We start from the raw sequence: 13523 nt of genomic DNA on the forward strand, positions 1-13523 counted from the left end.
CCGTCACGGGCTGGTCGGCGCGGGCGACGCGCCGTCGACCACGCGCACGCGATCGCCGTCGCTCAGGAAGCCGGCCCCGCGTTCGACCACACGCTCGCCTTCGTCGACGCCCGAGAGCACTTCGAGCCGCTCGCCGACGAGGCGCCCGACCTCAATGCGTTTGCGCGTGGCGCGGCCCTGCGCATCGACGCCGAACACGTAGCTGTAGCCGTCGCGCCGAACGACGGCCGCACGCGGCAGCACCAGCGTGTCGCTGCTCCCGAGATCGATGCGGCCTTCGACGTACATGCCGGCGCGCAGGGCGCCGGGTTGCGGCAGATCGGCGTAGACCGTGGCGGTGCGGCTGGCGGGGTCCAGCGATGGCGACACCGCGCGCACGATGCCGGCGACGTCGGCGCCGTCCGGCGCGGTCAGCGCCACCGCCACGCCGGGCGCCACCGCGCCGATCTGCGTGTCGGACAATTCCGCGCGCCATTCCAGGCGGTTCTGGCGGATCAGCGTGAGCAGTTCGGCGCCGGAGGCCACGACCTGGCCCGGGCGGATCGAGCGTTTCGCGATGACGCCGTCGTGCGGCGCACGCAGCTGCGTGAACTCCAGGCGCAGGCGCGCGGCGTCCAGTTGCGCGCGTGCGGTGGCGGCGCGTGCGTCGGCCTGCACGCGCTGCGCGACGAGCTGGTCGAAATCGGCCGCGGCCAGCAGCTTGCGTTCGACGAGTGCGCGACCGCGCTCCAGTGCGGTGACGGCAAGCACGGTGCCGGCCTCCGCCTCCTTCGCCGCGGCCTGGGCCTGGCGCAGTTCGCTCTGCGTGGTGCGGGCATCGAGCGTCAGCAGCAGATCGCCGCGTTTGACCTCGTCGCCCACGTCCACCAGCACCTCGGCCACGCGCAGGCCGCTCAGCTCGACGCCGAGCGACACCTCCTCCCAGGCCGCCACCGGGCCGGACGCGGTGATCGATCGCGCAAGCGCCTCGCGCTGCACCGCCACGAGCGACACCGCCATCGCGCTGGCCGAGACCGCGCCGGCGGCAGCTCCGGCCTCCTCGGCCGGCTTGTCGCCGCAGGCAACGAGCGCGACGCAACACATCGCAATGCAGCAGGCGCGGAGCAGCAGCCGGTTCGGAGAGCGCGCAGACAGCGGCATGGCGGATTCGCAGAGGGAAATTATCGGCGAATCATAGCAGTAGGGGACAGATGAGAATCGGCCTCGGATGCCGTCCAAAGCCCCGGCGACGTGTCTTCGCACGGAATGCGCGACGACGTGCTGCGGGACAGCAGGGGTCGGCCCGCACTCGCGCTTCGCAGCGCCACGCCCCGGACGCATCGCGGTCGAAACCGTCCAGCGGGCGGTATGCCGGATGCAGCACGACGCAGCGGCCTGAATCACGCAGCGCGCCGAAGCACTCCGTCGGCGCAGCGGGGGCCGTGGCGGTCGCTGGATGGGGTCTGTCGTCGCACCGGACCCCCTCCTGCCTGCCGGCATCCTCCCCCGCTGCGCGGGAGAGGAGGGCTTCGATGGTTGCGCGGTTGCACGTTGCGCTCTGCTGCGGCGCTGTGCCTTGCTACGGCGTCGTGCTTTGCTGCGGCGTCGTGCTTTGCTGCGGCGTGGTGCCCTGCTGAGGCGTGGCGACTTGCTACGACGTGACGCCTTGTTGCTGCGAGGTGATTTGCCGCGGCGTTTCGAAAACGAAGTCCTTCTCCCGCGCAGCGGGGGAAGGTAGCGGCAGGCGGAAGGGGAACGCTTTCCCACATCTATGCGGCGTTGCGACTCGCTGCGGCAAGGTGATTTGCCGTGGCGTCTCGACACGGAGTCCTTCTCCCGCGCAGCGGGGGAAGGTGGCGGCAGCCGGAAGGGGGGACGCTTTCCCCCCGTGACTCCGCGCCTGCCGGCGCCTCTGCGCAGAACAGCAGCGCTTCGTCGACCGCACGGTTGCAGCGCTTGCACGCGTGCGCCGCAGCTGCCCGCCACCGCGAACGCGGCTCGACGAATCAATCCCCCAGCATCGGCAGCTTCAATCCCTGCTCCCGCGCACACTGTTTCGCGATGTCGTAGCCCGCGTCCGCATGTCGCATCACCCCGGTGCCCGGATCGTTCCACAGCACGCGTGCGATGCGCTGGTCGGCGGCCTCGGTGCCGTCGCAGACGATGACGACGCCGCTGTGCTGCGAAAAGCCCATGCCGACGCCGCCGCCGTGATGCAGGCTCACCCAGGTCGCGCCGCCGGCGACGTTCAGCATGGCGTTGAGCAGCGGCCAGTCGGAAACGGCGTCGCTGCCGTCCTGCATGGCTTCGGTTTCGCGGTTCGGGGATGCGACCGAGCCCGAGTCGAGATGGTCGCGGCCGATGACGATGGGGGCCTTTAGTTCGCCGTTGCGCACCATCTCGTTGAAGGCGAGGCCGAGCTTGTGGCGCTGGCCGAGGCCGACCCAGCAGATGCGCGCCGGCAGGCCCTGGACGCTGATGCGTTCGGCCGCCATGTCGAGCCAGCGGTGCAGGTGCGGGTCGTCGGGGACCAGTTCCTTCACCTTGGCGTCGGTCTTGGCGATGTCCTCGGGGTCGCCCGAGAGCGCGACCCAGCGGAACGGGCCGACGCCGCGGCAGAACAGCGGTCGTACGTAGGCCGGCACGAAACCGGGGAAGTCGAAGGCATTGGTGCAACCGACGTCCTTCGCCATCTGGCGGATGTTGTTGCCGTAGTCGAAGGTCGGGATGCCCTGCTTCTCGAACGCGAGCATGGCCTCGACATGCACGCGCATCGACAACTTGGCGGCGTCGCGCACGGCGTCCGGCGCGCGCTTCTGCTCGGCCAGCCAGTGCTCGACGGTCCAGCCGATCGGCAGGTAGCCGTGCACGGGATCGTGCGCGCTGGTCTGGTCGGTGACGGCGTCCGGGCGCACGCCGCGGCGCACGAGTTCGGGCAGGATTTCGGCGGCGTTGCCGAGCAGCGCGATCGATTTCGCCTCGCCGGCCTTGGTGTATTTCTCGATGCGTGCGAGCGCGTCGTCGAGGTCGCTCGCCTGCTCGTCGACGTAACGCGTGCGCAGGCGCATGTCGATGCTGCTCTGGCGGCACTCGATGGTCAGCGACGATGCACCGGCAAGACTCGCCGCCAGCGGCTGCGCGCCGCCCATGCCGCCCAGGCCCGCGGTGAGGATCCACTTGCCGGTGAGATCGCCGCCGTAATGCTGACGCCCCATTTCGACGAAGGTTTCGTACGTGCCCTGCACGATGCCCTGCGAACCGATGTAGATCCACGAGCCGGCCGTCATCTGGCCGTACATCATCAGGCCCTTGCGATCGAGTTCGTTGAAGTGCTCCCACGTGGCCCAGTGCGGCACGAGGTTGGAGTTCGCGATAAGCACGCGCGGCGCGTCCGGGTGGGTGGGGAACACGCCGACGGGTTTGCCGGACTGGATTAGCAGGGTCTCGTCGTCGCGCAGGGTTTTCAGCGATTCGAGGATCGCATCGAAACACGCCCAGTCGCGCGCCGCGCGGCCGATGCCGCCGTACACCACCAGTTCGGCCGGATTCTCCGCCACGTCCGGATCGAGGTTGTTCTGCAGCATGCGGAACGGCGCCTCGCTCAGCCAGCTTCGGCAGCTGAGCGAGGAGCCGCGCGGGGCGCGGACGGTGTGGTCGGAATGGCGCGAGGCGGGGTGCGCTGCGGGCTTCGGCGTCGGCATGTACAGGATTCCCGGGGTTCGAACCGGGATTATCGCACTCGCCCGCAATTGCCCGAAGCGGCGCTCCTGACGGACACGCGCCACTGCCCGCGCACGCCTGCGGTCCGGGGAGCCGCGCGGCTCCCCGGACCGTCACCGATCATCGGACTGCCGGCACCGCCGCTGTGCGCCACCGCAGCCGCGGCGTGCCCATCGCCCGCCTGCACTAGTTCCGGTCAGTTCTGGTTCTGGCCACCCCAGTCCGGAGGCCCGCCGTGCAGCAGCTCCCCGACCGTGGCCGTGGCATAGATCTGCCAGACGGGCACGTTCGACGTCGTGTGCATGCCGCGCCGGAACCTCGCATCGATGCGGTACTTGCCGTTTTCGTCGGTGCCCTCGGCCACGTAGTAGTTCTGCGACTGCAGCACGAAGACCTTGTCCTTCCAGAACGCTTCCTTGCCCTTGACACTGATCGTGCCGGTTTTTCCGTCCGGCGCGGTCGACCAGTCCTGCACGTCGCCGACCTCGACGATGTACTCGTAACCCATCGTCGCAATCAGGACGGTGAAGTCGTGATTGCCCTTGATATCGTCATCCACGTCGCATCCCCCGGAATGTTCCGCAGCCCCTGTGACTGCAATCAGCCTCTGTCATCAGTCGGGCAAACCTCTCACCGGCCTTCGCCGTAGAAGCCGAACGCCGCCCAGCTGCGCGGACGGCGGCGGGCCGGATCGGCGATGGCCTCGCGCTGTGCCATGGCCAATGCCTCGCTGACGGGTTTGCCGGCGTCGAGTTCGGACGCGAAACGCGATTCCAGGCGTGCGGTATCGCGGTCCGGCACCGGCCAGAGCGTCGCGACCACACCGTTGGCGCCGGCGGCAAGGAACGCGCGTGCAATGCCCATGAGCCCCTCGCTTTCGATCTGGCGTCCCACCGCGGAGTCGCAAGCACTGAGCACGACGAGTTCGGCGTGGAAGCGCGTATCGCCGATCTGCGCCAGATCGAAAAATCCTCCGTCCGGGGCCGGGGTGCCGTCCGCCTGCCAGCGGGAGAGGGCGATGCCGGTCAATTCGGGGCTGGACGGATTGACGAGACCGTGGGTGGCAAAATGCACGATCCGTGCATTGCGGGCGAGATCGCTCCGCGCCGCGTCCAGCGTCGCCTCGAAGCCCGAAAAGACCCGTACATGGTCGGCACCGAAGGCCGCGACGATGGCATCGGCCTCCTTCGCGGTTCCCGGCAGTCGCTGCAGCGTGCCGTCGTCGCCCGAGCGCAGCAGCTGCGGGCCCAGCAATCCCGGCATGTCCGGCGGCAACGCCGACGCGGCGGCAGGCAGGTCGCGCCCGGAGACGCGCGGATCGTCGCGACTGAAAACAGGATCGGCGAACACGACGATCTTCCCGTTCGACGCACGCCGCGAGCGTCCCTCGCGCAGCGCCAGACCCACCGACACCGACGGCAGGTACGCCACCTCCATCGATTCGACGAGATAGCGGTCGTTGCCGTCGACCAGCGCCGCGAACGGCAACAGATGCAGTACGCCATCCGGAACGATCGTCAGTCGCGAGATTGTCGCCGCGAGCCCTGCCCGCGCGACAAGTTCGTCGTGCAGCCAGCGACCGTCGCCGTGGGCATCGCGGGCTCCGCGGCGCAGGGTTTCGATGTAGCGCGTGACGCGACGTTCGACCTCGCCCGCGGTCGGCAGCGTCACGATGCGCGCCTCCGTGGCGGTCACGACCCACAGCCACGCCGCCGACGTGCGCAGGTGGAACGCCAGCAACGCCTGTCCCGGCCGCAGCATCGCGCGGGCTTCGTCGAGCGTTCGCGGCGTACCGATGCGGCCACTGCGCCAGTGATCGGCATCGCGGGACTCCAGCGCCTCCAGCGCGACACGTGCCAACGCGACCTCGCTTGCGAGCGTCTTCAGGCGGTCGCGATCTGCGGCGCTCGCGTTGCTGCTCAGGCGTTCGAGTGCGAGCGAGCGGGCACGCAAGGTGTCGCGTGCGTCGGCGATCTCCGGATCGGGCGAGCGTCGTGCCACATCGGACTGCGCGAGCGCATCGAGCAGGGCGCGCGATCTCGATCGCTCCTCGATGTGGAACGCGTCGGCCAGCGCGCCCGAATCGCCGGCCGCATGCCGCGACAGCGCGGAACGGATCAGCAGTTCGAACGCGTCCTGCTGCGTGGCCATGAATTCGGCGCGCGCGACCGGATCCAGGAATTCCTGCCGGGTTTTCGCGATCCGATCAATCTCGCCCCGCATGCGCTCGTCGACCGCGCCCCAGTTGCCTTCTCCCGCGTCGAGCTGGGCCAGGGCCAACTGCGCGCGCGCACGCCGACCGCCCGACCAGCCTCCGGCGTCCTCCTCGGACACGAACTTGCTCAGCACCGCACGCGCCTGCACGGCATCGCCCTGCATCGCGAGCGCCAGCCCGCGCTGCAGATCCAGCATGCGTTGCTGCGCGGGCATCGACGCCGTCTCCCAGCGCGTGGAGATGTCGTCCAGCAGCGCGATCGCCTCGTCGGGCCGGTTGCGCAGCAGCAGAAGCTCGGCCAGCCAGCGCGTGGACAGCAGCACCATGTGAGGTGTCTTGCTTTCCTGCGCCTTCGCCAGCGAAAGACGGTACGACTTCTCGGCGTCGTCCCATCGGCCACGGTCGCGGGACAGCGCTCCCTCGATGCGGTGGATGCTGGCAAAGCAACTGACGCTTTCGCGTCGCTCGCAGAGCGTCAGACCGCGGCTCAGCAATGCCTCGGCGGTGTCGTGGCGGCCGAGCTGGATGTACTGGAACGCCAGCACGCCGAGCAGGCGCGATTCGTTCGTGGGGTCATCCTGCGCACGAAAGGACTCCATGCTTTCGCCGAGCAACTCGATTGCGCGCTGCTTTTCGCCCAGATCCGCCAGCAGCGCGCCGAGATTGCCGACCGCGAGCGCTCGCGGACCGGCCAGTTCGGCCTCGTCCCCGGCGGAATCGATGGCGTCCTGGTAGGCGGCGCGAGCTGCCGCCGCGTCGCCGCGCAGCTCGTGGATGCCACCGATATTGCTGCGCAATCGCACCGCGGCCGCGATGTGGACATCGCCCAGCAGGCTGCGCGCACGCTCGTAGTGGGAAAGAGCGCTGTCCAGATCGTTCGCGTAGTGCCGCATCACTCCGACGGCCATCTCGTAGTCCGCCTCGCGAAACGTCAGGCGGTTCTGCGCGGCGATGTCGCGGCACTGTCGGTAGACCGCCTCCGCGCCGGCCATGTCGCCCCGGTAAAAAAGGCGCGCGGCGGCTTCCTTTCGGTTGTCGGCTTCCGCCAGCGGCAATCCGAGCGCGACGTAATGTTCGATCGCCTGTGCATAGTCGACCTGCGCCGCATCGTGCCGGTCGAGCGCGGCATGCGCTCGCGCCGTCGCGGCTGCAGCGTCGGCGGCGCAGCGTGCGTCGCCGACGCACAGACGCGCCAGCGCCTGTGCGGCCGCGAGACGGGCGGTCTTTTCGAGGCTGCCGCTGCCCTGGAGCGAAAGCTCCGCCCAGCGCAACGCCAACCCCGCGCGTGCGTCGCTGGCGGGGCGCAGGCGCAGTGTCGCCGTTCCCGTTCCGCCATCGTCGGGCGACAGCTTCAGGGTCAGCTGCACCCGGCGCGCGATCGTCGTTGCCTCGATAACAGCGAATTCGACGGCGGCGACTCCGGCCGGCGAATCGAACGAGCGCACACTGTCGCCGTCCCGCAGTTCCAGCATCAGGTCGACCTGCGCGGACTGCGCCTCGACGAAATAGCTTTCGCCCGCGGGAACGTCGATCCGGAACGGGATCCTGTCACCGTGCGCGATCGACACGTCCAGATCGGCAGCGGCCGGCCACGACAGCATCCCGCCCGCGGCATGCCCGGTGGCGATGCAAAACACGAACCCGAGGCATCCCGCAATCAAGTGTTTCATCGACGAACCCCTTCCCCGCGAACATGCTAACGCGGCGGCCTTCCCCGGGGAACGCGCAGGAGCCGGGCTCATCCCGCCAGCCGGGTCACCACCTCCGAATACCGCGCCGCGATCGCATCCTCGTCGCGGTGGCGGCCGTTGCGGATCTGCCATTCGCCGCCGACCATCACGTCGCGCACGAGGTTGGTATTGCCGGCGAAAAGCCAGGTGTCGAGCACGTTGGTGGTGTCGCGCGCGGCGAAGTGCGGGGCGTGTTCGTCGAGCACGATGAGGTCGGCGCGACGGCCGTCGTCGAGCGCGCCGATGTCGCGGCCGGTGGCGGCGGCGCCGCTGTCGAGCACGTGCGCGAAGAGGGTTTCGCCGACCGAGGGCTGCGCCGGCGTCACGGCAATGTTGCGGCGGCGCGCGGCGAGGCGCTGGCCGTATTCGAGCCAGCGCAGTTCCTCCACCGGCGACACCGAGATGTGGCTGTCCGAGCCGATGCCGAAGCGGCCGCCGGCATCGAGGTAGGTGCGCAGCGGAAACAGGCCGTCGCCGAGATTGGCCTCGGTGCTGGGGCAGATCGAGACGGTGGCGCCGCTGCGCGCCACGCGCGCGGTTTCGTCCGGGGTCATGTGGGTGGCGTGCACCAGCGTCCAGCGTGCGTCCACCGGCGCGTGGTCGAGCAGCCATTCGACCGGACGCGCGTTGCGGATCGCGAGGCAGTCCTGCACCTCGCCGATCTGTTCGGCGATGTGGATGTGGATGGGCACGGCGCCGCCCCAGGCTCGCGCCGCGTCGAGTACGGTGCGCATGGCCGCCTCCGGCACGGCGCGCAGGCTGTGCAGGGCGATGCCGACGGTGCACTGGCCGGTCTGCCGCGCGCGCAGTGCGTCGACCAGTTGCAGATACGCGTCGACCTCGTGCCCGAAGCGGCGCTGGCGCTCGCTCAGCGCGCGGCCGTCGAAGCCGCCGGACACATACAGCGTGGGCAGCAGGGTGAGGCCGATGCCGGTGTCGCGTGCGGCCGCGATGAGCGCGTCGGACATCGCGGCCGGCGACGCGTAGGCGCGGCCGTCGGGCCGGTGGTGCAGGTAGTGGAATTCGCAGACGGACGTGTAGCCGGCCTTGAGCATCTCGACGTAGAGCTGCGCGGCGATGGCGTAGAGATCGTCCGGCCCGATCGTCGCAGCGAAGCCGTACATGGTTTCGCGCCAGGTCCAGAAGCTGTCGTCGGCGCGGGTCTGGTGCTCGGCCAGGCCCGCCATCGCGCGCTGGAAGGCGTGCGAATGCGTGTTCGGCACGCCCGGCAGCATCCATCGGGCGGTGTACGCGGCGTCGGCCGCGTCCGGCAGGGTGGATGCAAGCCGGCCGTCGCCGGTGAGCTTGACGGCACGATCGGCGTGCCAGGCGCCGTCGCGCCAGAGATGTTGTGGGGCAAGCGTGTTCATCGGTGGATTCTGACGCGTTCGGGCGCCGCCGGAAACGAGCACGACGCTGCCGAGCCGGGCCGATGCTAGGCTGCCTGTCCGCCACCCGGACCCCGACCCGCCTTGCCCGTCCTGCCGCCGCCCGTTTTCCGCCCGATGCACTCGGGCGCCCACGCCCGATGACCGCGCCCGCCTACGATCTGCTGCTGACCGGCGCGCACCTGTGCACCCTGGCCGGCACGGGCGACGACCCGATTCCCGACGGTGCGCTCGGCATCCGCGACGGCGTCATCGCCCACGTCGGCCGCACAGCCGATCTTCCCGCCGCGCCGGACGCGCTCGCACGCTCGGTGCTGGACGTGAGCGGCACGCTGGTGACGCCGGCGCTGGTGGATTGCCACACGCATCTGGTGTTCGGCGGCGATCGCGCGGGCGAGTTCGAGCAGCGTCTGCACGGCGCGAGTTACGAGGAGATCGCACGGGCCGGCGGCGGCATCGTGTCGAGCGTGCGCGCCACGCGTGCGGCGAGCGAGGCTGCGTTGTTCGAAGCGACCCTGCCGCGCGCGCTCGCGCTGCGCGACGACGGCGTGGCGACGCTGGAAATCAAGTCCGGCTACGGTCTGGATACCGAAACCGAACTCCGGATGCTGCGCGTGGCGCGGCGCATCGGTGGCGCCACCGGCCAGACCGTGCGCACCACCTTCCTTGGCGCCCACGCGCTGCCGCCGGAGTTCGCCGGACGCGCGGACGCGTACATCGACGAGGTCTGCGAACGCATGTTGCCGCTGGCCGCGGCCGAGGGGCTGGTCGATGCGGTCGACGCGTTCTGCGAGCGCATCGGTTTCGATGCCGCGCAGACGCGCCGCGTGTTCGAGCGCGCGCGGTCGCTCGGGTTGCCGGTGAAACTGCATGCCGACCAGCTCAGCGATTCGGGGGGTGCAGGGCTCGTGGCGGAGTTCGACGGGCTGTCGGCCGACCATGTCGAATACGCCAGCGCGGCGGGCATCGCGACGATGGCACGCCGCGGCACCGTCGCCGTGCTGTTGCCCGGCGCGTTCCTGTGCCTGCGCGAAACCACGCTGCCGCCGATCGACGCGTTCCGCGCCGCGGGCGTGGCGATGGCGGTGGCCACGGATGCGAACCCGGGAACCTCGCCGTTGCTCTCGCTGCGGCTTGCGATGAGTCTTGCCTGCACGCTGTTCCGACTCACGCCGGACGAGGCGCTGCGCGGCGCCACCGTCAACGCGGCGCGTGCGCTGGGATTGCACGATCGCGGCCGGCTGGCGCTCGGCCAGCGCGCCGACATCGCAGTGTGGAATGCGACGCAGCCGGCGCAGCTGTGTTACTGGCTCGGCGGGCGGATGTTGCGGCAGCTGTTCATCGGCGGGGCGCCGGTAACGGGCTGACGCGGAACACACCTCTGCGACCCGGCGCGTTCGAATCCGCGCCAGAATCCTCCGCCCTGAAACGACAAAGCCCCGCGATGCGGGGCCCGGTCCACCCGTGTCCTCGCGGACTCAGGCCTTTTTCTTTGCCGGCGCCTTCTTGGCCACCACCGGTGCCTTCGGCGTCGCCGCGGCCTTCTTCGTCACGGCCACCGTGGTGCCGTGCGGACGCGCGTTGCCGTAGCTGCCGGCGTAACGCTTGCCCTTGGCGGTCTTCTTGTCGCCCTTGCCCATGTCCTGCTCCTGATGCGCTGGTTTCGATCTGTACGTCCCGTCCGCGACGGGGCCGCGTAGCCTACCATCCGGACGGCTCCGGCGACATGCCCGGACGCGTCCGGAACGGCTTCAGCGGGGTGCGCGCAGGCCGTGCGGGCGCGCGAACAGGTGCGTCAGGCGCAGGTTGACGAAATGCGCCGTGGCCATCGAGGCACCGCCCGCCACCATCATCAGCACGTGCCAGACCGAGTGATCGTGCAGCGGCGAAAACGACGCCAGCCACACCAGCGCCAGGCCCGGAACCAGGAACGCCCACGCGTGGAAGGCGCGATGGCGGCGGAAGCCGAAGCTCAGCGTGGTCACGCCGAGCAGCGTCGCGAACACGGTAAAGCCCTGGTCGATGTCGATCAGCGAAAACGCACCGAGCCCGAGCGTGGGCACGATCGCCAGGACCAGCGGCAGCAACGCGCAATGGATCGCGCACAGCAGCGAGCCGAACATGCCGATGCGATCGCCACGCGACAGCAACGCGTCCGTGCGTTCGGTGCGCTCAGCGGTGGACGTCAGGTCGGCCATGTCTTCGGTTGGGCTTGCGGGATCTGCGAAACACTATAACATGTCCTCCGAAGTGTTACTACATAACATTACGGAAGACCGTTCATGCGCAACTCCGCCCGCACCTCCCGCCGCGCTCCGCTGGCGCTCGCCATTCTCGTCGTCCTCGCCGGTCCTGCGATGGCGCAGACCGCCACCGACCGCACCCATGCCGATGCCGAGGAACTGGACCGCATCGAAGTCACCGCCACGCCGCTGAGCGGCGACGCGGAATCGCTCGCGCAACCGGTCGACATTCTCTACGGCGTGGACCTGGACCGCGCCAAGGCCGGCACGCTGGGCGACACCGTCGCCAAGCTGCCCGGCGTGCAGAGCACGTTCTTCGGCGCGGGCGTCGGGCGGCCGATCATCCGCGGGCAGGAAGGCCCGCGCGTGCAGGTGCTGTCCGGTGGGATCGCGTCGATGGACGCGTCGACCGTCAGTGCGGACCATGCGGTCAGCATCGAGCCGTTTCTGGCCGACCAGATCGAAGTGCTCAAGGGCCCGGCCACGCTGCTGTACGGCAGCGGCGCGATCGGCGGCGCGGTCAACGTGGTGGACGGCCGCGTGCCGGATGCACCGGCCGATGCGCCGCTGAGCGGACGCGCGGAACTGCGCGGCAACACCGTCAACGACGAGGCCACCGGCATGGTCCGGCTCGATGGCGGCGGCAGCCGCTTCGCGTGGCACCTGGACGCCTTCCGCCGCGATGCCGATGACTACGAGATTCCCGGCTACGCCCTCTCCCCGCACGAGGACGAGGACCACCACGAGCACGAGGAGGGCGAAGAAGAGCACGGAGACGAACTCGGTTCGTACGGGCATCTTGCCAACAGCGCGCTCGAGACCGAGGGCGGCGCCCTCGGCGGCACGTTCTTCGGCGAGCGCGGATTCTTCGGCATGGCGGCGAGCACGTACCGCAGCAACTACGGCATTCCCGAAGGCGCGCACGTGCATGCCGACGACGAGCACGGTCACGATCACGAAGACGGCGACGAACACGAGCACGAGGAGGAAGGTCCTGTGCGCATCGACCTGGTGCAGAACCGCATCGACATGAAAACCGGTGTCTACGATCCCCTGCCCTTCCTGCAGCGGATCACCCTGCGCGCGGCCCACAACGACTACGAACACGTGGAGCTCGAAGGCGGCGAGCCCGCCACGCGATTCACCAACAACGGCATCGAGGGCCGCCTCGAGGCGGTGCAGCAGGACCTCGACGGCTGGCGCGGCGCGTTCGGCCTGCAGTTCGGCGATGTGGACTTCGGCGCGATCGGCGAGGAAGCGTTCGTGCCGTCGGCGGCGACGCGCACGCTCGGTGCGTTCGTGTTGCAGGAGAAGGACTTCGACGCATTCAAGCTCGAGCTCGGCGCGCGCCACGACCGCAACAAGGTCGCGCCGCAGACCGACATCGCCAGCGTGACGTCGAGCGCCACCAGCGTGTCCGGCGCCGGCATCTGGCGCCTCACCGACGCGCTCGATCTGCGCTTTGGCCTGGACCGCTCCGAACGCACGCCCACCACCGAGGAGCTGTTCGCGCTGGGTGCGCACATCGCCACCGGCAGCTTCGAGATCGGCGACGCCGCACTCGACACCGAACGCGCCAACCGCGCCGAGATCGGCCTGCACGTGCACGGCGACCGTGCGGAGTTCAGCGTCTCGGCCTACCGGACGAAGTTCGACGATTTCATCTACCTCGCCGACACCGGCATCGAGGAGGACGCGCTGCCGGTGCGGCTGTGGACGCAGGCCGACACGATCTTCCGCGGCCTCGAGGCAGAAGCGGACGTCCTGCTGGCCGACAATGCCAGCGGCGCCTGGAATCTGCGGCTGTTCGGCGACTACGTGCGCGCACGTTTCGACGGCTCGCGGACGCGCAGCGTGGACATCTCCATTCCGCACGGAGACCACTCGCACGACAGCACCGCCGAGCTCGTGCAGCGCGGGGCGCTGCCGCGCATCGCACCGGCACGCGTGGGCGCGGACCTGCGCTGGGAGCGCGACGGCTGGCGCGCCTCGCTCGGTGCGGTGCGCTACGACACGCAGGATCGCGTGGCCGCGATGGAAGAACCGACCCCGGGCTACACCCTGGTCGACGCGCATCTGGCATACCACTGGGATCTGCCGCGCGTGGCGTGGGAGGTGTTCCTCGACGGCAGCAATCTCACCGACGAGGAAGCGCGTCCGCACACCTCGCTGCTGAAGGATGTCGCGCCGCTCGCGGGCCGCGGCGTGGCGTTCGGCGTGCGCGCGTTCTTCTGACCGGACCGTCGCC

Annotated in this window: 9 protein-coding genes; 2 read left to right on the forward strand and 7 right to left on the reverse strand. The window is 69.8% G+C overall.

Going from position 1 to position 13523, the window contains the following annotated elements; genetic code table 11:
* Window positions 1-3: 3 nt before the first annotated feature.
* From HNQ52_RS02790 to HNQ52_RS02810, 5 genes are all read right to left on the reverse strand, one after another.
* Window positions 4-1140: an efflux RND transporter periplasmic adaptor subunit gene (locus tag HNQ52_RS02790; protein WP_183959560.1), complete on the reverse strand. Its 1137-nt coding sequence runs from the start codon at window positions 1138-1140 to the stop codon at window positions 4-6.
* A gap of 845 nt (window positions 1141-1985) precedes the next feature.
* Window positions 1986-3680 (reverse strand): urocanate hydratase, encoded by a 1695-nt coding sequence (gene hutU, locus HNQ52_RS02795; RefSeq protein WP_183959561.1) that lies wholly within the window; start codon window positions 3678-3680, stop codon window positions 1986-1988.
* Window positions 3681-3895: 215 nt separating this feature from the next.
* Window positions 3896-4258: a hypothetical protein gene (locus HNQ52_RS02800; RefSeq protein ID WP_183959562.1), complete on the reverse strand. Its 363-nt coding sequence runs from the start codon at window positions 4256-4258 to the stop codon at window positions 3896-3898.
* A gap of 71 nt (window positions 4259-4329) precedes the next feature.
* A complete protein-coding gene (locus HNQ52_RS02805; RefSeq protein WP_183959563.1) occupies window positions 4330-7584 on the reverse strand; it encodes a CHAT domain-containing tetratricopeptide repeat protein in 3255 nt (1084 codons plus the stop codon).
* Window positions 7585-7652: 68 nt separating this feature from the next.
* Window positions 7653-9014, reverse strand: coding sequence for a formimidoylglutamate deiminase (locus HNQ52_RS02810; protein WP_183959564.1), 1362 nt, complete (start codon window positions 9012-9014; stop codon window positions 7653-7655).
* Between the two features lie 158 nt (window positions 9015-9172).
* Between HNQ52_RS02810 and hutI the strand changes: the two genes are divergently transcribed.
* Window positions 9173-10399 (forward strand): imidazolonepropionase, encoded by a 1227-nt coding sequence (gene hutI / locus HNQ52_RS02815; protein WP_183959565.1) that lies wholly within the window; start codon window positions 9173-9175, stop codon window positions 10397-10399.
* A 111-nt stretch (window positions 10400-10510) separates the two neighbouring features.
* On the opposite strand, the gene HNQ52_RS02820 is transcribed toward hutI, so the two are convergent.
* The gene (locus HNQ52_RS02820; RefSeq protein ID WP_183959566.1) at window positions 10511-10672 is read right to left on the reverse strand and encodes a 30S ribosomal protein THX; all 162 of its coding nucleotides are present in this window, start codon (window positions 10670-10672) and stop codon (window positions 10511-10513) included.
* A 111-nt stretch (window positions 10673-10783) separates the two neighbouring features.
* Entirely contained in the window at window positions 10784-11155 is a 372-nt protein-coding gene (locus HNQ52_RS02825; protein ID WP_343059219.1) for a MerC domain-containing protein, read from the reverse strand.
* A gap of 159 nt (window positions 11156-11314) precedes the next feature.
* Between HNQ52_RS02825 and HNQ52_RS02830 the strand changes: the two genes are divergently transcribed.
* Window positions 11315-13510 carry a TonB-dependent receptor gene (locus HNQ52_RS02830; RefSeq protein ID WP_183959568.1) on the forward strand — a complete coding sequence of 732 codons (2196 nt, stop codon included), beginning with the start codon at window positions 11315-11317 and terminating at the stop codon, window positions 13508-13510.
* Window positions 13511-13523 lie beyond the last annotated feature (13 nt).

This window comes from Chiayiivirga flava (assembly GCF_014202825.1).
Taxonomy (GTDB): Bacteria; Pseudomonadota; Gammaproteobacteria; order Xanthomonadales; family Xanthomonadaceae; genus Chiayiivirga; species Chiayiivirga flava.

What these genes read in the sequence shown, in the direction of transcription:
- HNQ52_RS02790 (WP_183959560.1), bottom strand. Translation starts at nt 1,140, where the DNA reads ATGCCGCTGTCTGCGCGCTCTCCGAACCGGCTGCTGCTCCGCGCCTGC.
- hutU (WP_183959561.1), bottom strand. Translation starts at nt 3,680, where the DNA reads ATGCCGACGCCGAAGCCCGCAGCGCACCCCGCCTCGCGCCATTCCGAC.
- HNQ52_RS02805 (WP_183959563.1), bottom strand. Translation starts at nt 7,584, where the DNA reads ATGAAACACTTGATTGCGGGATGCCTCGGGTTCGTGTTTTGCATCGCC.
- HNQ52_RS02810 (WP_183959564.1), bottom strand. Translation starts at nt 9,014, where the DNA reads ATGAACACGCTTGCCCCACAACATCTCTGGCGCGACGGCGCCTGGCAC.
- hutI (WP_183959565.1), top strand. Translation starts at nt 9,173, where the DNA reads ATGACCGCGCCCGCCTACGATCTGCTGCTGACCGGCGCGCACCTGTGC.
- HNQ52_RS02820 (WP_183959566.1), bottom strand. Translation starts at nt 10,672, where the DNA reads ATGGGCAAGGGCGACAAGAAGACCGCCAAGGGCAAGCGTTACGCCGGC.
- HNQ52_RS02825 (WP_343059219.1), bottom strand. Translation starts at nt 11,155, where the DNA reads ATGTTCGGCTCGCTGCTGTGCGCGATCCATTGCGCGTTGCTGCCGCTG.
- HNQ52_RS02830 (WP_183959568.1), top strand. Translation starts at nt 11,315, where the DNA reads ATGCGCAACTCCGCCCGCACCTCCCGCCGCGCTCCGCTGGCGCTCGCC.